The sequence below is a fragment of the Halopseudomonas laoshanensis genome, assembly GCF_008365385.1.
GTDB classification, from domain to species: domain Bacteria; phylum Pseudomonadota; class Gammaproteobacteria; order Pseudomonadales; family Pseudomonadaceae; genus Halopseudomonas; species Halopseudomonas laoshanensis.
In genome coordinates this window covers 1-23910 of the sequence record NZ_QOVF01000010.1, presented here as the reverse complement: position 1 = coordinate 23910, position 23910 = coordinate 1, and the positions used below count along the sequence as shown (strand labels likewise).

Sequence of the window (23910 nt, the reverse complement as noted above, 5' to 3'; positions counted from 1 at the left end):
ATTGCCAGCACTGCGTCTACTGCGCGCTTTTGATGCCGCTCTGCGGCATCAGGAATTGGCGGTTTTCTTGCGTGGAATGCCCAGCCGTTGGCGGCGCTCCCAAAGGCATTTGCGACTGATGCCGAGCTTGTTGGCCAGCTCGGTCTCGGTCATGTGCTCCTGGTGCTCGAGCACGAAATGCTGGAAGTAGTCTTCCAGTGACAAGTCTTCGGTGGGTTCATGGCTGACACTGTCGGTGTGCTGCATGGTTTCCAGGGCGTTGGCGGCCTGGGAGGCGCGTTCGTGCTCCAGATCCAGCTCTATACCCAGCAGGTCGGGTGTGATGGCGTCTTCGTCGCAGAGTATTGCCGCGCGCTCAACTGCGTTTTCCAGCTCGCGCACGTTGCCTGGCCAGGTATGCAGGCGAATCGCGTGCATGGCCGCTTCGGTGAAGTGCATACCTTGCTGGTTCATCTTGTCGCCCGCGCGCTTGAGCAGGGCTTGGGCAATCAACATGACATCTTCGCCGCGTTCGCGCAGCGGCGGCAGACGCAGTTCTATGACATTGAGCCGGTAGAATAAATCTTCGCGAAACAGGCCCTGGCGTGCCAGGGTCTTCAGGTCGCGGTGCGTGGCTGCAACCAGGCGTACGTTAACCTTGTGCGATTGCACCGAGCCGACCCGGCGAATTTCACCTTCCTGCAATACGCGCAACAGCCGGGCCTGAGCCTCGAGGGGCAGTTCGCCGATTTCATCGAGGAACAGCGTGCCGCCATTGGCCGCTTCTACCAGCCCGGTGCGGCCTGCAGTGGCGCCGGTAAAGGCGCCTTTTTCATGCCCGAAGAGCTCGGATTCAATCAGCGTTTCCGGGATGGCGGCGCAGTTGACCGAAATCATTGGCGCCTTGGCGCGACGCGAGTTCTCGTGCAGCGCCCGCGCCACCAGTTCCTTGCCGGTGCCGGACTCGCCTTGAATCAGCACGGTGGAATCGGTGGGCGCTACTTTATTGATGCGCTTGAATAGCGTTTGCATGGGCGCACAGGAGCCGATGATGCCCATCGAATGGCCACTGCCGGTGGCGACTTGGGCAGGCTCTTTGCTGCTGTCGTTGCTAGCCGGGTTGCCTATGCTCGGCGCTTGAGTCCGCCGCGCCTGACTGTCGTTGATGATGCGTGCGACGGCCTGGAGCATTTCCTCGTGATCGAAGGGCTTGGCGATATAGTCCACCGCGCCGAGCTTCATCGAGTCCACCGCCGAGCGCAGGCTGGCATAGCTGGTCATGATCAGCACTGGTGTGTCCGGCGCTTTACGGATCATTTCCGTGCCGGGCTCGCCGGGCAGGCGCAGGTCGCTGACGATCAGGTCAAAACTGTTCAGGTCGTAGCGCTCAACGGCTTCGCCTACGGAGCCAGCTTCGCTGACTTGATACTGGTGACGCTCTAACAGGCGGCGCAGGGCGGAGCGAATAATGGCTTCGTCTTCAACTACCAGGATATGCGACATAGTTACCTCGTGCGGTGCAGGCCTGAACCCAGGGGTCAGGCACTCGCACCGGTGCTCAATACGCTGTAGCGCGGCAGCGTTACGGTAAAGCGGGTGCCACGCTTGAGAGTTGGATCTGCCGGACTGTCCACGGTGATCTGCCCATAGTGCTCTTCGATAATCGAGTAAACCAGTGCCAATCCGAGCCCTGTTCCTGTCCCTGGTTGCTTGGTAGTGAAGAAGGGCTCGAATAGTCGATCCATGATGGCTTTGTCTATGCCACTGCCTTGATCCTCGACCAGTAGCAGGACCTGATGCTCGTTCTGTTGGGTAGAGACGGTGATGCGATCACCGTTGCTGCTGGCGTCCCGCGCGTTGCCAAGCAGGTTGATTAACACCTGTACCAGCCGTTGGCTGTCACCGGCGGCAACGTGGTCCGGATGACACAGGTTAACATAGATCACTTCCGGGCCCTGCCGGTTGAGTGATAGCAGGTGTATCGCCTCGTTGGTGCAGGCCGCCAGGTCGACTTCATCATTGGCATTGTTGTGGCGGCTGCCGACATGCGCAAAGTTGACCAGCGACTGCACAATACGCGAGATGCGGTGGGTCTGTTCGATCACCTGTTCAGCCATTTCCCGCGCTTCCGGTTGATCAGACTCCTCTCGCAGATTCTGCGCCAGGCAGGCGATCCCGGTTACCGGGTTGCCGATCTCGTGCGCCACACCGGCAGCCAGCCGACCAATGGAAGCCAGGCGCTCGGAGTGCATCAGCTCATCCTCGAGCATGCGCGTTTCGGTCTGGTCCTCGATCAACAGCACCAACCCACTGGAGGCGTTATTGCCTGGTTCGTCGATCGCCGCCTTGTGCAGGTTGAGCCATTGGGTGTGACCGTTGACCAGCAATTTCTGTTTGTGCAGGTGCGCGGATTGATCGGCGACAAAGCGTTCGAGCAGTTCATTCCAGGGCTCGGGCAGATTGCTCAGGCGCGAGCCGATCACCGTTTCGGCGTCGATCCCGGTCAGCGCTTGCATGGCGCGGTTCCACATCAGGACCTCGTTGTCCTTGGCCAGCGAACACACGCCCATGGGCAAGTCTTGCAAGGTTTGTCGGTGGTAGCGGCGCAACGCGTCCAGTTCAGCCGCCAGGCCGGTCAGCCGCGAGTGGTAGTCCTCAAGGCGGTTTTCGATAAAGTGAATGTCTTCAGTAACGTAACCCTCGCGCGCGAGTTTGAACGGCAGGAAGGTTTCGATGATGTCCTGGGCTACCGCCGGACCCATTAGCCCGGACAGATTGGCTTCCAGCCGATCGCGCAGGCGCCGCAATGCGTAAGGCCTTCGCTCATCAAAGGGCAATTGCAGGTCGCGCAGCGCTTGCTCGACCTCCTGCTGAGCGGTTTTGTTACCCAGCGGTTTGGCTAACTGTTGAGCGAACTCCTGAGGGGAATTGGCCAACAGCTCCATCCGTTGCGGGCGGCTGACGTTATCTACCGAGCAGGCCTCGGCGGCACTGCGCTCTTCACTGGAGCGCTGGGTAAACAGCGACACTGTGGTAAACACAAAGATGTTTGCCGCCAGTGAAGCGATCGCCGCCAGGTGCCAGGTATCGGCGTTGAAGCTGAGCGCTTGCCCGAACAGCTGGACGCCGGTCAGCTCGGTAACCAGAGGCAGCAGCAAGGTCAGGCACCAGACCAGCATGCCGGCGATCAGGCCGCCAATAAAGCCGCGGCGATTCGCCTGTGGCCAGTAGAGTACCGACAGCGCTCCGGGCAGAAACTGCACCGTTGCGACGAAGGAAGCGATACCCAGATTGGCCAGATCCTGCTCGGCACCCAGCAGACGGTAGAAACCATAGCTGGCCATGATGATGGCGGCGATCAGCGTGCGCCGGGTCCAGAGTAGCCAGCGATAGATGTTGTTGTCGGCACTGGGTTGGTACACCGGCAGTACCAGATGGTTGAGGACCATGCCGGACAGCGCCAGGGTGACCACGATTATCAGGCCGCTGGCGGCAGACAGCCCGCCGATAAACGCCAGCAAGGTGAGCCAGTCGGCGCCTGCGGCCATGCCCAGCCCGAGGGTGAAATATTCGGGATTGGTCGGTACGTTAAGGTGCAAGCCAGCCCAGAGAATCGGCGGGACCGCCAGGCTGATCAGCAGCAGAAACAGCGGCAGCCCCCAACTGGCCACGGCCATTGAGCGCGGATTGATATTCTCGGTAAAAGCCATGTGATATATGTGCGGCATAACGATCGCCGCGGCAAAAAACACCAGCAGCAAGGTCCGCCAAGGGCCTTCCTGCAAAGGTGTATGCAAGGTGGTCAGCGCTTGCTGGTTGTTGGTCAACCAGGTTTCCAGCCCGGCCGGGCCACCGAAGACGCCATAGAGTGCGTAGAGGCCAACTGCGCCGATGGCGATCAGTTTGACCAGCGACTCAAAAGCAATCGCGATCACCAGGCCTTCATGTTTTTCCCGGGTGGAGATGTGCCGAGCGCCGAACAGGATGGCAAACAGGGTAATCAGCACGCAGAAGCCCAACGCCACGGAGTTCTGACCGGACTCCTGCGTCAGGATCTGTACCGAATCGGCCACCGCCTGGATCTGCAGCGCCAGCAGTGGCAGAACGCCGATCAACATGAATATCGTCGTCAGGGTCCCGGCCAGGGTGCTGCGAAAGCGGAAAGCAAACAGGTCGGCGAGTGACGAGAGCTGATAGGTGCGGGTAATGCGCAAAATCGGGCTGAGCAGTACCGGGGCCAGCAAGAAGGCGCCGCAAACGCCCAGGTAATAGGTCAGAAAGCCATAGCCGTACTGATAGGCCAGGCCGACGGTGCCGTAGAACGCCCAGGCGCTGGCGTAAACGCCAAGCGACAGGGTGTAAACCGCCGGGTGGCTCATCAGTGCCCGTGGCAGTAAACCCCGCTCGGTTACCCAGGCGACGCCGAACAGCGTCATCAGGTAGAGGATGCTGATCAGCAGTAAATGGCTTAGGTCAAAGCTCGTCGGCATCTTTGGGACTCTGTAGAAGAATGCCGGCAATGATCAGAATCAGCCAGAGGACGTAGGGACGGTACCAGGCACCCTGTGGTTCGATCCACCAGTCCATGATGGCTGGGGAGAACAGGTAGATGCCAATCACCAACAGCAGTACCAGGCGGTAGATGTACATGGGCTTCCGTCGTGTCGGGGCAGTATGTGCGCTGCAATTCAGTGCTGGCGCGCGCCGGACATGGTGCCTTGTGCCGGCGAATAATGCACTAGGTTAATCAGCCGCTGAAGGCTTGCCAAGGGCCAGCAGTGGCTTCGGTCAGACAGCGGGCAGTTGATCCTGAAGAATCTCGCGCGTGACAGGCAGGCGCGAAGGATCCCAGTGCGCGGCGCCCCATGCCAGTTGCTCGGCGGGGGGTGCACCGTGCAGCTCGGCCGGCGGCGCTTGATACAATGCGGCCAGCGCCTTGTACAGCGTGACACTGGCGAGCGCCGGGTCCAGCGGTTTGGAACCGAGTCGCTTGCTGAGCTTTTCACCCTGCTGGCGAACCACCAATGGTGTATGCAAATAGCGTGGCGGGCGTACGCCAAGCAGTGCGTAGAGGTGCAGCTGGCGCGGCGTGGAGTCGAGCAGGTCGGCACCGCGTACCACGTCAGTGACGCCCTGGGCGATATCATCCATGACCACGGCCAACTGATAAGCCACTATGCCGTCGCGCCGGCGGATGACGAAATCACCGAGTTCGCTAGGTAGGTGCTGGCTGTAGTGGCCTTGCAGGCGGTCGATGAAGCTGTAGTGCCCATCAACAGAGTTATCAGTGCGTATACGCACCGCATGATCCTTGGCGGGTGGCAGGTTGCGGTCACGGCAGGTGCCGGGATAGATGCCCTGGTAAGGCGACAGATCACTACGTGAGCAGTCGCAGTAATACGCATGGCCTTGATCGATCAGCGCTTGAATCTGTTGTTGGTACAGCAGCTGGCGCTCACTTTGCACCCACACTTCGCCCTGCGGGTGCATGCCGAAGGCTGCCAGCGTGGCGAGAATATGCTCTGCGGCGCCGCGTTTGTTGCGCGGCAGGTCGAGATCCTCCATCCGGACCAGCCAGGTACCCTGGCGATGATGTGCATCCAGATAGCTGGCCAGCGCAGCCAACAATGAACCGAAATGCAGATAGCCGCTCGGGGTGGGTGCAAAACGTCCGATATAAGGTAGAGCAGCGTCTTGAGAGTAGGCTGGAGAGGTTGCCGGCATGGCTAGATCAGCCTTGGCTGGGGATACGGTGAGCGAGCCAGACCGGAAAGGGTCCTGGCGTCTATCACTGCAACCGGCCTGCTACCCGAAGCGGGCGAGGGCCGGTTGTAGCGAAGAACGGATCAGCTACCTACCTGCTTTTCCTTGATCTCTGCAAGCGTCTTGCAGTCGATGCACAGGGTTGCAGTAGGGCGCGCTTCCAGACGGCGAATGCCGATTTCCACGCCGCATGAATCGCAGAAGCCGTAATCGTCTTCCTCGATACGCTGCAGTGTCTGATCGATTTTCTTGATCAGCTTGCGTTCACGATCACGTGCGCGCAACTCGAGGCTGAACTCTTCTTCCTGACTGGCGCGGTCGGCCGGGTCGGGGAAGTTGGCGGCTTCATCCTGCATGTGATGCACGGTGCGATCCACTTCCTCCATCAGCTCTTTTTTCCAGCCGTTGAGGATCGAGGCGAAATGCGCAAGCTGTTGCTCGCTCATATATTCTTCGCCTTTCTTTTCCTTGTAGGGCGCAAACCCGCGAATCAACATAGAACTTTTTTCTTTGGCATTGCTGGGCATGAGAACCCCTCACTTTTAGCTCGATCGTCCTGTGTCAGGCCTACGTCTAGATGACCTGAGGGTGCAGCCACTGGCGTGCAAGCGGGCAAAACTACCAGAACATGATCAAGCGCGCTACTGTTTGCCGCCAGAAGGTGAGCAGATGTTTGGCAAGCCCCGTTAAATGGGGCGCAAACAGGCTGCTTGAACTGGACCGAGAAGGTATGATTCGGGCTTTTGCGGAGAACAGCATGCGTCAGCCACAGTGGGCAGGCCGTAGTCGCGATATTCAGCCCTTTCATGTCATGGCGGTGCTGGCGCGCGCCAAGGCGCTGGAAGCCGCCGGGCGTGACGTGATCCATATGGAGATCGGCGAGCCGGATTTTTCCACTCCGCTGCCGATCGTTCGCGCTGGCCAGGCCGCCTTGGGGGATGGTTGTACGGGATATACTTCAGCGCTCGGGCTACCAGCCTTGCGCGAAGCTATCGCTGGTCTCTACAAGTCGCGCTATGGCGTTGACCTCAACCCCGAACGAGTGGTGATCACCCCCGGCGGCTCCGCCGCACTGCTGTTGATCAGCGCCTTGCTGGTCGAGGCTGGCCAGGAAGTGCTGATGGCCGATCCGTCCTATCCATGTAATCGCCACTTTCTGCGACTGGTTGAAGCCCGCGCCCGATTGGTGCCGACCGGCCCGGACACCGCTTATCAATTGACTCCGGAACTGATCGAAGCGCACTGGTCGGCGCAGTGCGCCGCCGTGCTGGCGGCGTCCCCGGCAAATCCGACTGGCACCATGCTCAGCGCTGCCGAACTGAAGGCAGTGGCTGACACCACCCGGCGGCTAGGGGGGCACCTGGTAGTGGATGAGATCTATCACGGCCTGACCTACGGCTGTCAGGCCAGCTCGGTGCTTGAAGTTGCACCAGATGCCTTTGTGCTCAACAGCTTCTCCAAGTACTTCGGCATGACCGGATGGCGTCTTGGCTGGCTGGTAGCGCCTGAAGCGGCGGTGCCCGAGCTGGAGAAGCTGGCACAGAATCTTTACATCTGCGCGCCGCATATGGCCCAGCAAGCTGCCCTGGCCGCATTCACGGAGGAGACCCTGGCGATTTGCGAGTCACGCCGCGAGGCTTTTCAGGCGCGGCGTGATTTTCTGTTGCCAGGCCTGCGTGATCTGGGCTTTCAGATTCCGGTGACGCCGCAGGGCGCCTTTTACCTTTACGCGGATATGCAGCAATTGGGCGGGGAGAGCGATGCGCTCTGCCAGCATCTGATCGAATCCGAATATCTGGCAGTAACCCCAGGGCTGGATTTCGGGCATTACCGCTCCAACCAGCATATGCGCTTCGCTTATACCGCCTCGGTCGAGCGCTTGGGCCAGGCGCTGGATCGTCTCGCGCGCGGGCTCAAGCAGTGGCCTGGATGCTGATTCCTTTTGAAGCACCGCTGCTGCCGGGGATATTGATTCGCCGCTACAAGCGCTTTCTCGCGGATATCCTGCTGGACGATGGCCGCGAGCTGGTACTGCACTGTCCGAATACCGGCTCGATGAAAAATTGTGCGCAGCCGGGCAGCCGTGTCTGGGTTGATATACAGAACAAACCGGGGCGCAAACTGCCGGGTACCTGGGAGTTGGTCGAGGTCGCTCCCGGCCAACTGGCCTGCATCCACAGCGCTCGGGCCAACCGAGTGATGGCTGCGGCATTGAAAGCCGGTCTGATTCCACCGCTGGCCGGATTTGCCGTGCAGCGCCCGGAGGTCAAATTGCCGGAAGGGCTTAGCCGCTTCGATTTTCTGCTCAGCGAACCCGGTGAGTGTGTTGTCGAGGTCAAGAGTGTGACGCTGGCGCTGGGCGATGGTCTGGGCGCCTTTCCCGACGCGGTCAGTTTGCGTGGGCAAAAACATTTGCTGGAGCTGATCGAGGTGGTGGCCAGTGGTCGACGAGCCTGCCTGCTGTTCTGTGTGATGCATTCGGCTATCACTCACGTGCGGCCGGCGGACGAGATTGATCCGGTGTATGGGGCTTGTCTGCGTGAGGCGGCAGCGGCGGGCGTGGAGATCATCGCCTGGTCGATCAAGCCTACGCCTGCCGGCCTTCAGGTGCTGGGGCAACTGCCGGTAAACCTCAGTCCAGCCAGAGCTGACCGTTGCTAATATGGCAAGGCCGCGCAGTGAGGTAAGCCCCTGCGCACGGCCCGGCTACACATTCGCCATTTTCCGGCAGAAACAGGGCACCATGGGTGGCACACTGGATGAGCCTTTCCGAGCTATCGAGAAACTGGTCCTGCACCCATTCCAGCGGGATGCCGCGGTGCGGGCAGCGGTTTTCGAACACGGTTACCTGGTCGCCCTGGCGTACGGCAAAAAGGGCCTGGCCCTGGTGCATCAGGCCCTTGCTGCCGGGATCGGCCAGTTCATCCAGACGGCACAGGGGTTGCGGTAAGAAGTCGTCGATTGGCTGGGTCATGGGCTGATTATCGCCACACTGGGCGAGGGATGCCAGCTTTGCTCGGGCACAGGCTTAGGCGCCGATTGTGACTTTCCATTAACGGAGGCTGGCATTGGTCCCGCGTCTAAGCCGACAATCAGCGCAGATTTTGCAGGCTCAAAGGAGTAACGGATGGAAGCGGCTCCCCGGTTAAGGCCGGTGATCATGATCATATTGGTGGTGCTGTTGCTGATTGCGACAGCGCTGTCGCTGACGCTGGGCGCCGTGGCTATTCCCCTGCTGGAAAGCCTGCAAGTGTTGATCAGCATGCTGTGGCCGTTTTCAGCGTCGTTTTCAGTGCCTGCCGACAGCCAACTGATTATCGAGCAGATTCGCTTGCCGCGTACGCTGATGGGTTTGCTGGTGGGCGCCACCCTGGCATTGACCGGCGCCGTCATGCAGGGCCTGTTTCGTAATCCATTGGCCGATCCGGGCTTGATCGGTGTGTCTAGCGGTGCGGCGCTGGGTGCCGCATTAATGATAGTGCTGGGCGCTTGGGTGGCGGTGGGTTTGCCGGATGCACTGCTGCCATATCTGACCGTCGCCGGAGCCTTTATCGGCGGAGTGGCGACGACATTACTGGTCTATCGTCTCGGGCAAACCGCTCAGGGCACCTCGGTGGCGAGCATGTTGCTCGCAGGTATCGCCATAGCGGCCATCAGCGGCGCCCTGATCGGGCTGCTGAGCTACCTTGCCGATGACCGCATGCTGCGCACGCTGATCTTCTGGAATATGGGCAGTCTGGGCGCAGCCAGCTACGAGCGAGTAGCTGTGCTGGCGCTGTGCTGCGCCTTGATCGGCTGGCGCCTGCCACGCCAGGCATGCGCTTTGAATGCGTTGCTGCTGGGCGAATCGGAAGCGCGGCATCTGGGTATAGAGGTGGAGCGGGTCAAGCGCGAACTGATACTGCTCACCGCGCTGGGCGTTGGCGCCTGTGTTGCAGTGGCGGGGCTGATCGGGTTTGTCGGGCTGGTGGTCCCGCACCTGGTGCGGCTGTTGCTCGGCCCGGATCACCGCCGGGTTCTATCCGCATCGATGCTGCTTGGCGCGGCGCTGCTGTTGTTGGCTGATGTCGTAGCGCGGCTGGTGATAGCCCCCGCCGAGTTGCCCATTGGCATTCTTACATCGCTGCTGGGTGGCCCATTTTTTCTCGCGCTATTGCTGCGGGCGCAGCGGCGGGGAGGCTTGTAATGCTGCAAGTCTCACAGCTGAGCTGCGCGCGCGGGGGCTGCGAGATTCTTCGCGGCATCGATTTCGAGTTACGCTCTGGTGAAGTGCTCGCCGTGCTGGGCACCAACGGCGCAGGTAAAAGCACCTTGTTGGCGACGCTGAGCAATGAGCTTCCGGCTTTCAGCGGCAGCATTCATCTGGCTGGCCGCGCCCTCAGCAGTTGGCCGGCGCTGGAGCGCGCTCGGTGTCTTGCCGTGTTACCGCAATCCTCTTCTCTGGCATTCGCGTTCAGCGTTGAAGATGTTGTCGCGCTGGGTCGCTTGCCGCATAACAGCGGACGCCAGCGCGATACGCAGATTATTGGCGAAGCGATGCTGGCAGCCGATGTGGCGCATTTGCGCGGCCGCAGCTACCTGGCATTGTCCGGCGGCGAACGCCAGCGAGTACATCTGGCCCGAGTGCTGGCGCAGATTTGGGATGCCGGTGAGCAAGCTTGCCTGTTGCTTGACGAGCCGACTGCGTCACTGGATCTGGCTCATCAGCAATTGATTCTCGAACAGGCGCGGCAGGTAGCCCAACGCGGCGGCGCGGTGATGTTGGTGCTGCATGATCTGAATCTGGCCGCGCGTTACGCTGACCGCCTGCTGATGCTGGATCGGGGAACCACGGCGGCGCTGGGGTCGCCGTGGCAGGTGCTTGAGGCCGCTCGCATTCAGCAGGTGTTCAACGTCGCCGTGCGCGTCGAGCAACACCCACAGCAGAATTGTCCACTGATTATCGTTTGAGGAGTGCTTATGGGTCGGCGCTTGGTTGCCGTGCTGATGTTGATCGTTGCTCCCGCGCTTGGCGCGCAGACATTGCCCGATTGGATCAGCCCGAAGGGGCATGATGAGCCCAATGTCGGCCGCATACTCGATACCGCCAGCGGCGAATGGCACAGCCCGCAGGCGTTGCTACCGCGCCTGGCCGCGGCGGACTATCTGGTGCTGGGCGAGCAGCATGACAATCCGGATCATCATGCGTTGCAGTTGTGGTTGCTGGAGGCTTTGGCGCAACGGCGCGACCAGGCCACGGTGGCGCTGGAAATGCTCGACGCCGATCAACAGCCGGCGGTAGAGGCACTGCAAAAGCACAATGCCTTGCCCGATCAGCAAATGCTGGCGGCCAGCCTGAATTGGGCTGAGGGTTGGGACTGGGCGTTATACGGGCCGATCGTGCGTTGGGCGTTGAAGCATGCTGATGCACTGGTGCCGGCCAATTTGACCGACACTGAAATACGCGGCCTATATCAACAGCCGCCCACGAACAGCGATGTTTATGACGAACAAGCGCGCACCGCGCTGCTCGAAATGATTGCCCAATCTCATTGTGACCGCCTGCCGCAGGAGCATTACCCCGCGATGCTGGCGGTGCAACAAGGGCGCGATCAACGGATGGCGCAGGTGCTCGGCAGCGCAGCCACGCCCGCAGTGATATTGGTGGGCAGCGTACATGCGCGCAAGGATCTGGGGTTGGCGCTGCACTGGCACAACGCAAACACCGAGAAGCCTTTGACGCTGATCATGGTCGAGGCGGGCAAGCCGTTACCTGGGTCTGAACAAGCTGACCTGGTCTGGCTGACTGCGGCTTTGCCGGCGCAGGATTATTGTGCGGGATGGGAATAGGTCTGGGGTTCAGACTGGGCGCGCTCTGTGGAAGGCGCAAAAACAGCTGTCGATCAGGCAAAAAAATGGCCCGCTCAATGAGCGGGCCTAATCCGTGATTAGCCTGATGAGGAGATAACCGCTTGGAGCAAGCTGTTATCAACAAGTCATCTCGCGACGACTTGTTGCTAATGATATAGATTCTCATTCTCACGTCAAGGGCTAATGCGAATTATTTTGCAGCCTGCTTGTAGTGGGTCAGTTCCTTGTTCATCAGATCAATACGCCGCGCCATACTTTCGATCAGACTATGCGCGATGCGTGGGTTGCTCTGCATCAATGCCAGGAACTGCTCCTTGGGGATCATCATCACGGTGGTCGGGGCGCTGGCGGTCACAGTGGCCGAGCGCTTTTCCCGGGTAAACAGCGCCATGGCGCCAAAGATCTCATCCTTTTGCACGTCACCGACCTTGATGCCTTCAACGAAGGCTTCGGCATGGCCTTCGGTAATGATGAACACGTGATCGGCATCGTCGCCCTGGCGAATCAGTTCTGCGCCCGCCGGGAAGTGTTGAAAGCCTGTTACCGGACGCACTTCCGGTGGGCGGCTATGCGCTAGCGCATCGGACATCAATGCCGCCTGGCCAAGAATATATTGGGTGAACTGCTCCTGACGCTGGCTGCTGGCATGGATGTGCTTGAACAGGGCTTCGCGATCAAAGGGTAACAGCACCAGCGGTTCTTCACTCTTGTACGTACAGGGGGCGGTGTTAAGGCCCTGGCGCAGGCCAATCAAATCGCCTTCCTGGACGTAGAAAATCGGCTTGTCTTCTATTTCGGCATGCAGCAAGCCGCTTTGCAGCAGGTAGATACGGTTGTTGCCAATGTGCTGGTACAAGTCCGCAACCGCATCGAGCTCAATGGGTGGACCACAGGGGGCTAACCCCTGAAGCAGCTGCTCGGGAATACGTTGCAAGGCATTGATAAGCTTTTCAGCGTAGGGAGGCTGGTCACCGATAAGGTACATAGACGAATTCCTTTTATGTTTATTCCACCTTGCCGGGGTGTCAGCTGCGGTGTTACAGGCACCCGGTAAACTCAGCGGCTATGCCATAAGATACTGTAGTGCACCCAGAGACTGCCAACATAAATTGCCGGTTGCAGGCAGGCAAGCTGTCTAGTATCGCAATGTGAGCTGGGTCGCCTTTCTTAGGTCGAGGACTCGTGCGCCTGTTGCTGCTCAAGCTGAGCAAGCAGCTCTTCCTTGTACCGGGGGTCAAGTTCATTCCAGTGCACATCTTCCAGCGCCCCCGCAATCGCGAACATCAGTGACTTCGAAGCCCTGAAGCCGCGCGCTTTTACCGCGCAATAGGCGCCCACCGGGCCGCGCTGGCTCAAGTCAGCGCGATTGTGAATACCGGTAGCATGCAGCCATTGGGCAGAGGTTTTGCCCAGATTACGCAGGGTCAGCAGCTCGTCATTGATCATGGCGTTCTCCTGCTGAATAGCAACGCAGCAAAATGCCGGCAAGAGGAGGGAGGCGCAGTTGAGCGGACAGGGCAGACAGAATGGTGCCGACGACGGTCGGTAATGGTATTGGCATAAGATGATCCGGGCTTGTTTTTATTGGTCCCCGGATTGAGTGTAGTGCGCCCCGGCCTGGACGTACAGCCAGGGCTCACTCACAGCGCGGCTGAGAAGCCGCGTGATACCTTCTTCAGAAGCGCTGGCGCAATTGCGTAACCAGTTTGGCCATGCTTTCGGTGCTGTCGGTGGCTACTTGCAGGCTGATGGGTTGCTCTTCCTGCGTGAGCTCCTCGGCGTGCGCCTTTTGTTGGCGAGCAATGTCGATGTCGCCGTCAGACGGATCGCGCCCGTCTTCCCGACGCTTCTGCATCCAGGTTTCGATGGTCTCCAGTGGCGCATCGCAGTGCAGAATCAGACAGGGCGCGCCCTGGTCCTCAACCGCCTGGCGCAGGATGCTGCGCTGTGCCTGTTTCAAGTTGGTTGCATCGACGATCACCGGATAACCTGCGGCCAGAATCTGGCTCGCCAGGCCGGCCAGGCGCGCGTAGGTTTGCTCGCTGCGTTCCGGCGCGTACAGCCCCGTATTCAGCTCGCCGCTACCCTCCGCGCCGAACAGCCGTTTGCGTTCAACGTCGGAGCGGATACGTATCGCGCCTAATTGCTCGACCAGATGCAGCGCTACCGTGCTTTTACCTGAGCCGGAGATGCCATGGGTCAGTAGTCCAAAGCGCAGTGGCACATGGGTGTAACGTTCGGCCAGATCGGTGTAGCTATGGTACCGACCCAATACTTCCTGCCGCTCTGCCTCGCTTACGCCGTCCTGGGTCAGACGCAGCAGTGCGACCTTGGCGCGGACCATCGCTCTGTAGGCCTTGTAATAGTCAAGCAACGCCAGGCCTGCATAATCGCCGGTGTGCTCCAGATAACCATTGAGAAAGCGCTGGGCCAATTGCGTCAGGCCGCGGTCTTCAAGGTCCATGACCATGAAAGCGACATCGCCCATCACATCGGTCCAGCGGAAGGCCTCATTGAACTCAATGCCGTCAAACAGAGTCACTTGCCCGTCGATGAGGGTGACATTGTCCAGATAGATATCACCGTGACACTCACGTACAAAACCGTCGGCCTTGCGTTGTGCCAGTTGGGGAATCAGGCGTTGGAAGGTAGTATGCGCCCACTGTTCCAACTGATCGAGTTGCGCCAGGTCGCTGGCCTCGCGCAGCAGCGGTCGAATGTGGTTGAAGTTGTCGGCTACCGGCGCGTGCAGGTTGTCCGGCTCACCCCAGGGGCTATCCAGCGGGGCATGGTCAATTTGTTGGTGAAAGCTGGCGAGTCGGGTGGCCAGGCTGTCGATATGGTCTGTGGTCAGGGCGCCGGCGCGCTGCAGGTTACCCAACAGGTCCTCCTGTTTGAACTGCCGGGTCTTGACCATATATTCGATAACCGGTCCGTCACTATTGAGGCTGGGGGCGGTCTCAGTGCCATGCACCGCTACCACGCCCAGGTACAGGTCTGGCGCCAGGCGACGGTTCAGACGCACCTCTTCATGACAGAAGTGCTCGCGCTGCTCAAGGCTTGAATAGTCGAGAAAGCCGAAATTGACCGGCTTCTTGATTTTGTAGACGAAGTCGCCGGTCAGCAGCACCCAGGAGATATGCGTCTCTATCACGGTGAAACCGCTGACGGGATGGTCATAGAGGTCGGGATTCTGCAGTGCTTTAAGCAGTGTCTGGCTCACGGTATATCCTTGCTTTGACAGGCAAAGGAGGCATTATGCGGGTTGGTGAAGCAGAGTCCAACCTTGAACAGGTGTCAGTTCATTTAATGACGGCATTGGTCCCATGCTGGTTGCAGCCAGGGTAATGATGAAAGTTACGGTGTAGGGAAATATGGCTAGAAAACGCAAGGCAAGCAAAAAGCAGGGTTTCTGGCGTCGCTGGTCGGGCCTGATGATCAAGTTGGGTCTGGTTGGATTGGTGTTATTGGCAGGTCTGACTATTTATCTGGATGCAGTGGTGCAGGAGAAGTTCTCCGGCAAGCGCTGGGCTGTGCCGGCGAAAGTGTTTGCCAGGCCGCTGGAGCTGTACGTCGGCCAGCAATTGAGTCGTGATGACTTTATTGCTGAACTGTCCGCACTGGGCTATCGGACGTCGTCTGCAGTTCGCCAGCCGGGTCAGATGTCCGCATCAGCAAGTCAGGTTGATGTGCATACTCGCGGATTTCAGTTTTTTGAAGGCACGGAGCCCTCGCAGCGCTTGAGTGTGCGCTTCAACGGACGCCAAGTGGCTGCGCTGTCAGGTAGTAACGACCCGGTGATGGCGCGCATGGAGCCGTTGATGATCGGAGGCATCTATCCCGCGCACAACGAAGACCGCATTCTGGTGCGCCTGGATCAGACGCCGCCGTATCTGGTTGAGGCGCTGATCGCTACCGAAGATAGAGACTATTTCCAGCATTTCGGTGTGTCGCCCAAAGGCATCGCGCGGGCCATGTATGTGAATATGGTGGCCGGTGGGGTAGTGCAGGGCGGCAGTACGCTGACTCAGCAACTGGTGAAGAACTTCTACCTTACCAGTGAGCGCAGCCTGTTGCGAAAAGGCACAGAAGCCATCATGGCCGTGTTGCTGGAGCTGCATTATTCCAAGGAAGAAATTCTCGAAGCCTATTTGAACGAGGTATTCCTCGGTCAGGACGGGCGCCGCGCCGTGCATGGTTTTGGCCTGGCCAGTCAGTATTACTTCGCCCAGCCGCTGCATGAACTGCAACTGCATCAGGTCGCGTTGCTGGTAGCTATGGTCAAGGGACCTTCCTATTACAACCCGCGGCGGCACACCGAGCGGGCCAAAGCGCGGCGGGACCTGGTGATCGGCATGTTGGCCGAGCAGGGCATGATCAGTCCGGAGCTGGCTGCAGAAGCGCAGAAGCAGGATCTGGATGTGTCGGTGCGCGGCAGTATGGCCGACACCAGCTATCCAGCCTTTATGGATCTGGTCAAACGCCAGCTCAAGGAAGACTATCGGGATGAAGACCTGACCAGCGAAGGTCTGCGCATTTTCACCAGCTTTGATCCTCTGTTGCAGAACAAGGCAGAAAAAGCGGTGCAGTCGACCGTCAAGCGGCTTGGTCCTGCTGAAGGTGACATACCGATTGAGGCGGCCATGGTGGTAACCAGCGCGCAGGCCGGCGAGGTGCTGGCACTGGTGGGCGGCAAGGATCCGCGCTATTCCGGCTTCAACCGGGCCCTGGACGCGTCGCGTCCGATTGGCTCGTTGATCAAACCAGCGATCTATCTCACTGCGCTGGAAAAGCCGCAGCAATATTCATTGACCACATTGATTGAAGACGAACCCATTACCCTGCAGGCAGAGCCGGGCAAGACCTGGACACCGCAAAACTATGATCGCACCAGCCATGGCTGGGTCCCGCTACACAAGGCGTTAGCGAACTCCTATAACCAGGCGGCAGTGCGCATAGGCATGGATGTCGGTGTGCCCGAAGTATTGAGAACAGTCGAACGTCTGGGGGTAAAACACGATTGGCGGCCCTTGCCGGCGATGCTGCTAGGGTCGGGCGCGATGACACCGATGCAGGTTACCGACATGTTCCAGACCATTGCCACTGGAGGCTACAGCACACCGTTACGCGCGATTCGCAACGTTTTGGATGCCGAGGGCGAGCCTTTGCGGCCGTATCCTTTCGAGACGCAGCAACGTTTTGATCCGGCCACTATCTATTTGTTGCAGGAGGGTATGAGCCGGGCGATGACTCAGGGCACGGGTCGCTCCGCATACAATCATGTGGCCTCTGACGTCAGGCTGGCTGGCAAGACAGGTACCACCAATGATCTGCGTGACAGCTGGTTTGCCGGCTTTTCTGATGATCTGGTTGCGGTGAGTTGGCTAGGCAGGGATGATAATGGACCTACGCGCCTGACGGGCGCTTCGGGCGCCCTGCAGGTGTGGAACGCCTTCATGGGGCAAGCCTACCCACGCAGCTTGTCCAACGCACCACCCGCCGGAGTGACCATGGCGTGGATCGATGAAACCACTGGGCTTGGTAGCGATCAAAGCTGTCCCGGTGCAGTTCAGGCACCTTTTCGCTCCGGCTATGAGCCATTACCGGGGCCGGGCTGTCGGGAGTTGATTGATACTGAAGGCCTGAAGGAAGGCGCCAATAAGGTGCTGGATACGATTCGCGGCTGGCTGCAATAAATGGAAGAGGATGTAAAAATGATGAATAAAATGGGCCTGTTGGCCGGCCTGATCGTTTTCCTGGCAGGTTGTGCCGGCGGTGGCGGGTCAATTCCGGTGGTGGATTCCGGGCGTGATGTGTCTGATGAAACCATGCAGGCCGGGGCGGGCATGGTGCCGCCTGCGCAGCAGCCTCAGCTGGAAGAAAATGGCGCTGTGGTGGTGATGATTCCTGATCAGACGGGGGGCTCGCAGCCTATCGAGTCCTATCCGATCGACGCGCAGCCATCGTCTCAGCAGGGAAACTCCTCAGGCTCCTCTTCCGGGGCTCCGGCGGGCAGCCAGAATGGAGGGCTGCAGCAGGACGAGCAGCTCGACGGGCCGGTGCTGGCGTTGTTAACCGTGTCACGGGATCAGCAGTCCCGCGGTGATCTTGGTGGTGCTTCGTCAAGTCTCGAGCGAGCCATGCGCATTGCACCGCGCGAGCCTCAGGTGTTTTATCGCCTGGCGCAGGTGCGTCTTGCTCAGGGTAACGCCGCGCAAGCCGAACAGATGGCGCAACGCGGACTGTCGTTTGCCGCGGGACGGCCGCCGTTGCAGGCCGGGTTGTGGGAGCTGATTGCTCAGGCCCGCGAGCAAATGGGTAATGCGTCAGGCGCTGCCGAAGCACGGCAACGGGCTCGCGTTAATCTGTGAGCCGGCCCTGGGGTGAGATGGCTCAGGCGCTGATTGATCTGGAGCGCGAGCTTCGCGCATTGCAGATGTGGACAGTGGAGCCGCCGGACGCACGGCGGCTGGCCAGCGGTGAGCCGTTTTGCGTTGACACGCTGGACTTCGAAGAATGGCTGCAATGGGTATTTGTGCCGCGCATGAGCGATCTGATCGCCCAGCGCGGATTGTTGCCGGGAGCGGCTCAACTTGCCCCGATGGGCGAGCAGGCTTTTGTCCATTTGGGGCGTCGCCAGCAACCACTACTGTTGCTGCTGGCGCGTATTGATCAGCTGTCGCGCCAGCTCACCTGATTCAGTTTTTGCAATAGTTTTCCAGATCCGCTTTGGCTTTTGCGATCAGCTCTTGACGCTCATCTTCACCGATTCTTTCCACTTCGCCAGCGTCATTGGTGCGGCTGAGCCGCGGGTTGGTTTCCAGCGTCCGCAAATTGGCCTGTAACTGCGTGCATTGCTCGAGCCGCTTGGCCTCTGCAGCTTTATCTGCCTTGGCCTGTATCTCGGACTGCTGGTCTTCTTCGGGGTTTGCATCCCGGGAGGGCAGCGGCGCCGGTTCACGCAAGGCTCCACCTGGAGGGGGGGAGGCAGTGATATCCACACGCTGATAGCTTTTACCTTCCGGTGGCTGTTGTCCGAACTGGGGTACGCCCTGATCATCCACCCAGCGATACATTTGTTCTGCCACGGCCACGCTGCTAAGCAGGCCAAAAGTCAGAGCAACGAGCGTCTTGTACATGCGGTTTCCATCCCTGCGTTAAAGGTGTCGAGAACCGCTACTATAGCCAATCTTGCAAAAATGGACACGAGCTGTGTATTTGACAGGCCCTGGATGTGCGGCTTTTGTCTAACTTGGCTTGACTTGTCGCTTCCGAGTGTAAACAATTCGTGGTTCACATAAGCAGGCTGTTAACGGAACCCACACGGTCTCCGGGTCAGCTGGCTTTGTTGCTCAATCCAGGTGGCGAAACCCGCCGACCCCTGGCCTGGCACCCGCACGCGCTACCTCGCGCTGGGTGAGGCGGCTCTGGCATCTACATAGAGCCTGCCTCCATTGCACGTAGTCAAGCTGATGCATGACGACCACCGTTGTCAATGCTCTGCCGAGCAGTAAACAGGTACCCTGCTACCGTCCAGATGGCGAGTGGCAAGCTAGAGGTGATTCTAAAGTGGAGCTTTTATCCGGCGCTGAGATGGTCGTCCGCTCATTGCGTGACGAGGGTGTTAAATATATATACGGGTATCCGGGCGGTGCCCTGTTGCACGTCTACGATGCGATCTTCCGCCAGGACGATGTCGAGCATATTCTGGTGCGTCATGAGCAAGCGGCCGCACATATGGCTGATGGCTACGCGCGCGCGTCCGGCAAGGCCGGCGTGGTGCTGGTCACCTCCGGTCCAGGCGCAACCAATACCATTACCGGCATCGCCACGGCGTTCATGGATTCCATTCCGATGGTGATTCTGTCTGGCCAGGTCGCCAGTAACATGGTCGGTACAGATGCTTTCCAGGAAACCGACATGGTCGGTATTTCTCGCCCTATCGTGAAGCACAGCTTCATGATCAAGGACCCGCGGGAAATTCCGGAAGTCATCAAGAAAGCCTTTTACATTGCCCAGAGCGGTCGCCCTGGTCCCGTGGTCGTGGATATTCCGAAGGATATGACCAACCCGGCGGAGAAGTTCGAGTACAGCTACCCGAAGAAGGTCAAGCTGCGCTCCTACAATCCCGCTGTTCGCGGTCACTCCGGCCAGATTCGCAAAGCGCTGGACCTGCTGGTCGAGGCCAAGCGCCCGATCATCTATTCCGGTGGCGGCGTTATTCTTGGCGGTGCCGCTGCACAACTGACCGAACTGGCGCGTGAGCTGGGTGTGCCGGTTACCAATACGCTGATGGGTCTGGGCGCTTACCCGGGTACTGATCCGCAGTTTATCGGTTGGCTGGGCATGCATGGCAGTTACACCGCCAACGTCAGCATGCACCACAGCGATGTGATTCTGTGCGTCGGTGCACGCTTTGATGACCGCGTTATTAACGGCGCGAGCAAGTTCTGCCCTAACGCCAAGGTCATTCACGTCGACATCGATCCTGCGTCCATCTCCAAAACCATCCGTGCCGACGTGCCTATTGTTGGCCCAGTTGATAGCGTTCTGACTGAAATGGTCGCGATGGTCAAAGAGCACAATCTGCGCCCGGCTAAGGAAGCCTTGACCAGTTGGTGGAAGCAGATTGGCGAATGGCGCGGCGAAGGTCGCATGTTCCCCTATAACGAAGGGGATGGTTCGATCATCAAACCGCAAACGGTTATCGAAACTCTGTGGGAAGTGACCAAGGGCGATGCCTATGTGACCTCCGACGTGGGCCAGCACCAGATGTTTGCGGCTCAGTACTATCCGTTTGACAAGCCCAATCGCTGGATCAATTCCGGCGGTCTCGGCACCATGGGTTTTGGTCTGCCAGCGGCGATGGGCGTCAAGCTGCATTATCCCGATGCGCAAGTTGCCTGCGTGACGGGTGAGGGCAGTATCCAGATGAATATTCAGGAGCTCTCTACCTGCCTGCAATACGATCTGCCGGTCAAGATCATCACGCTGAATAACCAGGCGCTGGGCATGGTTCGCCAGTGGCAGGACATGCAGTACGGTAGTCGTCACTCGCATTCCTATATGGAGTCGCTGCCGGATTTCGTCAAGCTGGCTGAGTCCTATGGGCATGTTGGTATGCGCGTAGACAAGCTGGAAGACCTAAAGCCGGCCATGGAGCAGGCGTTTGCCAACACCAAGCAGCTGGTGTTCATGGATATTCGCGTCGATAACTCCGAGCACGTATACCCAATGCATATCAAGGATGGATCCATGCGCGATATGTGGCTGAGCAAGACGGAGCGCACGTGATGAGACACATTATTTCCGTATTGCTGGAAAACGAGCCTGGTGCCTTGTCCCGCGTTGTCGGGCTGTTCTCCCAGCGTAACTACAATATCGAAACCCTGACCGTTGCGCCGACCGAAGATCCGACCTTGTCGCGTCTGACGTTGACCACGGTAGGGCATGACGAAGTCATCGAGCAGATCACCAAGAACCTCAATAAGCTGATTGAGGTCGTCAAGCTGGTGAATCTGTCCGAGGGATCGCACATCGAGCGCGAGCTGATGTTGGTGAAGATCAAGGCTACCGGAGCCCAGCGCGCCGAGGTCAAGCGGACCACTGATATCTTCCGCGGTCAGATTGTCGATGTGACCAGCAGCGTGTATACCGTGCAACTGGCTGGCACCTCTGACAAGCTGGACAGCTTTATTGAAGCAGTTGGCCCGACCACGGTCATCGAGGTGGTGCGCACCGGCGTATCGGGCATTGCCCGTGGCGAAAAAGTGCTTAGCATCTAATTTAGACAGCGGGTCCGCTAGGGCCTGAACAGGAAACAGGGGAATTTCATGCACGTTTATTATGATAAAGATTGTGATCTGAGCATCATCCAGGGCAAGAAAGTAGCCATCATCGGTTACGGTTCGCAAGGCCATGCACACGCCTGCAACCTGAAGGATTCAGGTGTTGATGTCACCGTAGGTCTGCGCAGCGGCTCTTCCACTGTCGCCAAGGCTGAGGCCCATGGTCTCAAGGTGACTGACGTAGCTTCCGCCGTTGCCGCTGCCGATGTGGTCATGATCCTGACCCCGGACGAGTTCCAGTCCCAGCTGTATCGCGACGAGATCGAGCCGAACCTGAAGCAGGGCGCAACACTGGCCTTCGCTCACGGTTTTGCCATTCACTACAACCAGATCGTGCCGCGCAAGGATCTGGACGTGATCATGATCGCACCCAAGGCCCCAGGCCACACAGTGCGTACCGAGTTCACCAAGGGTGGCGGTATTCCTGATTTGATCGCTGTATTCCAGGACGCTTCCGGCAATGCCAAGAATCTCGCTCTGTCTTACGCTTCCGGCGTGGGCGGCGGCCGTACCGGCATTATCGAGACTACCTTCAAGGACGAGACTGAAACCGACCTGTTCGGTGAGCAGGCGGTTCTTTGTGGTGGCGCTGTCGAACTGGTCAAGGCTGGTTTCGAAACGCTGGTCGAGGCTGGTTACGAGCCCGAAATGGCCTACTTCGAATGCCTGCACGAGCTGAAGCTGATCGTTGACCTCATGTATGAAGGCGGTATCGCCAACATGAACTACTCGATCTCGAACAATGCCGAATACGGTGAGTACGTTACCGGTCCTGAAGTGATCAACGCTGAATCCCGTGAAGCCATGCGCAATGCACTCAAACGCATTCAATCCGGCGAGTACGCGAAGATGTTTATCGCTGAAGGCGCGCACAACTATCCGTCCATGACGGCTGCCCGTCGTCTGAACGCGGCGCATCCGATCGAACAGGTCGGTGAAAAGCTGCGTGGCATGATGCCTTGGATCTCCGCGAACAAGATCGTGGATAAATCCAAGAACTAAGCTGTACTGCATCAGTCAAAGAGAACGCGGCCAAGGCCGCGTTTTTTGTGCACGGTGATAACGGGCTGGTAAACCTTCAGTTCAGTTGCCACACTGTTATTCTGTTAATGCGGCAAGGTAATCTCATGATCGATAAGCAAGAGCACGACCCAAAGGATGATATGGATGCGGCCCACGGCATACTGCCCATCGATGAACACATAGAAGAAGTACCTGGCCCTGATGGCAAGAAAATCAGACATCGCGGCATTTACTTGCTTCCCAATCTGTTTACCACCGCCGCGCTGTTCTCCGGTTTCTACGCCATCGTCAGTGCGATGGACGGCAACTTCGCTAATGCATCCATCGCTATCTTTGTGGCGATGGTGCTGGACGGGCTGGATGGTCGGGTAGCTCGCATGACCAATACCCAGAGCGCGTTTGGTGCCGAGTTCGACTCGCTGTCGGATATGGTTGCCTTCGGTGTAGCGCCGGCGTTGGTCGTCTTTTCCTGGGCGCTGGCTGATCTGGGCAAAGTAGGCTGGGTCTTCTCGTTCATCTACCTGGCAGGTGCGGCGCTGCGCCTCGCGCGCTTCAATACGCATATTGGTGACGAGACTGAGGACAAGCGCTTCTTTACCGGGCTCGCCAGTCCGTCAGCTGCAGGCCTGGTTGCGGGTATGGTCTGGGCGTTGAGCGATTTCGGCATCGATGGTGGCGATATCAGCTTCCTGGTCGGTGTCCTGACCGCGTTGGCTGGTCTGCTGATGGTCAGCAACGTGCGTTATTACAGCTTCAAGGATCTGGATCTGAAGGGGCGAGTGCCGTTTTTCGTCATTTTGCTGGTAGTGCTGGTATTCGCGATCATTTCTACCGACCCATCGCGGATTCTGTGGTTTATCTTCATCGCTTATACCGTATCCGGCCCAATCCAGGCGTTGTGGCGCTGGCGCACCAAGCAGAAGGTTACGCCCGAGGCATAAGGCGTTTCGCTGTTTCTTCTAAGAAACCGTCAATTAACCCTTGACGGTTTTTTCATAGCCCCTATAATGCGCGTCTGCCCAAACGGGGTGCTTTGTATAAAGCGCTTTACAATCAATAAGTTAGCGATAATTTAGCGGTTGACAGGGCAGACGAGTAGCGTAGAATGCGCCGCTCACTGGGAAGGTCGGCAGGATCACTTTTCCAGGCGCTGAGTTAAGTCAGCGAAGTTTCACGGAAGCGGTTGACAGGGGTTTTGGCTCCTGTAGAATGCGCCTCCCGGTCACGAGAAAGGCTTTGTTCTCGGGACGGATCAAGCAGCGATGTGATGAACAAGATTCTCACAAAAATGCTTGACAGATTAGAAGGTTAGCGTAAGATACGCGGCCTTGGTTAAGCGGAAACGCAGACCGAAACGCTCTTTAACAATGTGAATCAAGTAATTCGTGTGGGTGCTTGCCTTATGGGATTGATGATCCGAAAGATTATCAGCCTAAGCAAGTTACTC

22 protein-coding genes are annotated in these 23910 nt (G+C 58.7%); 12 read left to right on the top strand and 10 right to left on the bottom strand.

What is annotated here, in order from left to right; translation table 11 throughout:
- Positions 1–48 precede the first annotated feature (48 nt).
- The 5 genes from DT594_RS17890 to dksA all read right to left on the bottom strand — a co-directional run bounded on the left by DT594_RS17890 (position 49) and on the right by dksA (position 6269).
- Positions 49–1482 carry a sigma-54-dependent transcriptional regulator gene (locus DT594_RS17890; protein ID WP_149334418.1) on the bottom strand — a complete coding sequence of 478 codons (1434 nt, stop codon included), beginning with the start codon at positions 1480–1482 and terminating at the stop codon, positions 49–51.
- Between the two features lie 35 nt (positions 1483–1517).
- Positions 1518–4469 (bottom strand): sensor histidine kinase, encoded by a 2952-nt coding sequence (locus DT594_RS17885; RefSeq protein ID WP_149334416.1) that lies wholly within the window; start codon positions 4467–4469, stop codon positions 1518–1520.
- On the bottom strand, positions 4453–4629 hold the full coding sequence (locus DT594_RS17880) for a hypothetical protein (protein WP_022964510.1): 177 nt from the start codon (positions 4627–4629) through the stop codon (positions 4453–4455). The genes DT594_RS17885 and DT594_RS17880 overlap by 17 nt, the downstream gene beginning before the upstream one ends.
- Positions 4630–4767: 138 nt before the next feature.
- Entirely contained in the window at positions 4768–5703 is a 936-nt protein-coding gene (gluQRS, locus tag DT594_RS17875) for a tRNA glutamyl-Q(34) synthetase GluQRS (RefSeq protein WP_149334414.1), read from the bottom strand.
- 122 nt (positions 5704–5825) lie between these two features.
- On the bottom strand, positions 5826–6269 hold the full coding sequence (dksA, locus tag DT594_RS17870) for an RNA polymerase-binding protein DksA (RefSeq protein WP_096347915.1): 444 nt from the start codon (positions 6267–6269) through the stop codon (positions 5826–5828).
- Positions 6270–6499: 230 nt separating this feature from the next.
- On the opposite strand from dksA, the gene DT594_RS17865 reads away from it, so the two are divergent.
- Positions 6500–7678 carry a pyridoxal phosphate-dependent aminotransferase gene (locus tag DT594_RS17865; protein WP_149334412.1) on the top strand — a complete coding sequence of 393 codons (1179 nt, stop codon included), beginning with the start codon at positions 6500–6502 and terminating at the stop codon, positions 7676–7678.
- Entirely contained in the window at positions 7672–8403 is a 732-nt protein-coding gene (sfsA, locus tag DT594_RS17860; protein WP_425460587.1) for a DNA/RNA nuclease SfsA, read from the top strand. Before DT594_RS17865 ends, sfsA begins: the two co-directional genes overlap by 7 nt.
- On the opposite strand, the gene DT594_RS17855 is transcribed toward sfsA, so the two are convergent.
- Entirely contained in the window at positions 8375–8716 is a 342-nt protein-coding gene (locus tag DT594_RS17855) for a Rieske (2Fe-2S) protein (protein ID WP_149334410.1), read from the bottom strand. The two genes, sfsA and DT594_RS17855, sit on opposite strands and share 29 nt — an antisense overlap.
- A gap of 153 nt (positions 8717–8869) precedes the next feature.
- On the opposite strand from DT594_RS17855, the gene DT594_RS17850 reads away from it, so the two are divergent.
- The 3 genes from DT594_RS17850 to DT594_RS17840 are packed head-to-tail and all read left to right on the top strand — an operon-like array spanning position 8870 to position 11571.
- Positions 8870–9928, top strand: a complete 1059-nt coding sequence (locus DT594_RS17850) for a FecCD family ABC transporter permease (RefSeq protein ID WP_149334408.1) — start codon at positions 8870–8872, stop codon at positions 9926–9928.
- On the top strand, positions 9928–10692 hold the full coding sequence (locus DT594_RS17845) for a heme ABC transporter ATP-binding protein (RefSeq protein ID WP_149334406.1): 765 nt from the start codon (positions 9928–9930) through the stop codon (positions 10690–10692). Before DT594_RS17850 ends, DT594_RS17845 begins: the two co-directional genes overlap by 1 nt.
- A 9-nt stretch (positions 10693–10701) precedes the next feature.
- Positions 10702–11571, top strand: coding sequence for a ChaN family lipoprotein (locus DT594_RS17840; RefSeq protein ID WP_149334404.1), 870 nt, complete (start codon positions 10702–10704; stop codon positions 11569–11571).
- 211 nt (positions 11572–11782) lie between these two features.
- Here the strand turns inward: DT594_RS17840 and DT594_RS17835 are convergent, their stop codons facing one another.
- The 3 genes from DT594_RS17835 to DT594_RS17825 form a co-directional block, all read right to left on the bottom strand.
- The gene (locus DT594_RS17835) at positions 11783–12577 is read right to left on the bottom strand and encodes a cyclic nucleotide-binding domain-containing protein (protein WP_149334402.1); all 795 of its coding nucleotides are present in this window, start codon (positions 12575–12577) and stop codon (positions 11783–11785) included.
- A gap of 182 nt (positions 12578–12759) precedes the next feature.
- The gene (locus tag DT594_RS17830; RefSeq protein WP_149334507.1) at positions 12760–13035 is read right to left on the bottom strand and encodes a TfoX/Sxy family protein; all 276 of its coding nucleotides are present in this window, start codon (positions 13033–13035) and stop codon (positions 12760–12762) included.
- Between the two features lie 232 nt (positions 13036–13267).
- Positions 13268–14815 (bottom strand): bifunctional aminoglycoside phosphotransferase/ATP-binding protein, encoded by a 1548-nt coding sequence (locus tag DT594_RS17825; protein WP_149334400.1) that lies wholly within the window; start codon positions 14813–14815, stop codon positions 13268–13270.
- 151 nt (positions 14816–14966) lie between these two features.
- Here DT594_RS17825 and mrcB point away from each other — a divergent pair, with 151 nt between their 5' ends.
- From mrcB to DT594_RS17810, 3 genes are read left to right on the top strand one after another with little or no spacing between them, the layout of a single operon-like run.
- Positions 14967–17288, top strand: coding sequence for a penicillin-binding protein 1B (gene mrcB, locus DT594_RS17820; RefSeq protein ID WP_149334398.1), 2322 nt, complete (start codon positions 14967–14969; stop codon positions 17286–17288).
- A 21-nt stretch (positions 17289–17309) separates the two neighbouring features.
- On the top strand, positions 17310–17963 hold the full coding sequence (locus tag DT594_RS17815) for a tetratricopeptide repeat protein (RefSeq protein ID WP_149334505.1): 654 nt from the start codon (positions 17310–17312) through the stop codon (positions 17961–17963).
- On the top strand, positions 17960–18289 hold the full coding sequence (locus DT594_RS17810) for a YqcC family protein (protein ID WP_246164682.1): 330 nt from the start codon (positions 17960–17962) through the stop codon (positions 18287–18289). Before DT594_RS17815 ends, DT594_RS17810 begins: the two co-directional genes overlap by 4 nt.
- Before the next feature lies 1 nt (position 18290).
- On the opposite strand, the gene DT594_RS17805 is transcribed toward DT594_RS17810, so the two are convergent.
- Positions 18291–18731, bottom strand: a complete 441-nt coding sequence (locus DT594_RS17805) for a DUF4124 domain-containing protein (protein WP_149334397.1) — start codon at positions 18729–18731, stop codon at positions 18291–18293.
- 430 nt (positions 18732–19161) lie between these two features.
- Here DT594_RS17805 and DT594_RS17800 point away from each other — a divergent pair, with 430 nt between their 5' ends.
- The 4 genes from DT594_RS17800 to pssA all read left to right on the top strand — a co-directional run bounded on the left by DT594_RS17800 (position 19162) and on the right by pssA (position 23404).
- A complete protein-coding gene (locus tag DT594_RS17800) occupies positions 19162–20886 on the top strand; it encodes an acetolactate synthase 3 large subunit (RefSeq protein ID WP_096347938.1) in 1725 nt (574 codons plus the stop codon).
- Positions 20886–21377: an acetolactate synthase small subunit gene (gene ilvN, locus DT594_RS17795; RefSeq protein WP_022964492.1), complete on the top strand. Its 492-nt coding sequence runs from the start codon at positions 20886–20888 to the stop codon at positions 21375–21377. Before DT594_RS17800 ends, ilvN begins: the two co-directional genes overlap by 1 nt.
- A 48-nt stretch (positions 21378–21425) precedes the next feature.
- Positions 21426–22442 carry a ketol-acid reductoisomerase gene (gene ilvC / locus DT594_RS17790; protein WP_096347924.1) on the top strand — a complete coding sequence of 339 codons (1017 nt, stop codon included), beginning with the start codon at positions 21426–21428 and terminating at the stop codon, positions 22440–22442.
- Positions 22443–22567: 125 nt separating this feature from the next.
- Positions 22568–23404, top strand: a complete 837-nt coding sequence (gene pssA / locus DT594_RS17785) for a CDP-diacylglycerol--serine O-phosphatidyltransferase (RefSeq protein ID WP_246164681.1) — start codon at positions 22568–22570, stop codon at positions 23402–23404.
- Positions 23405–23910: the final 506 nt, after the last annotated feature.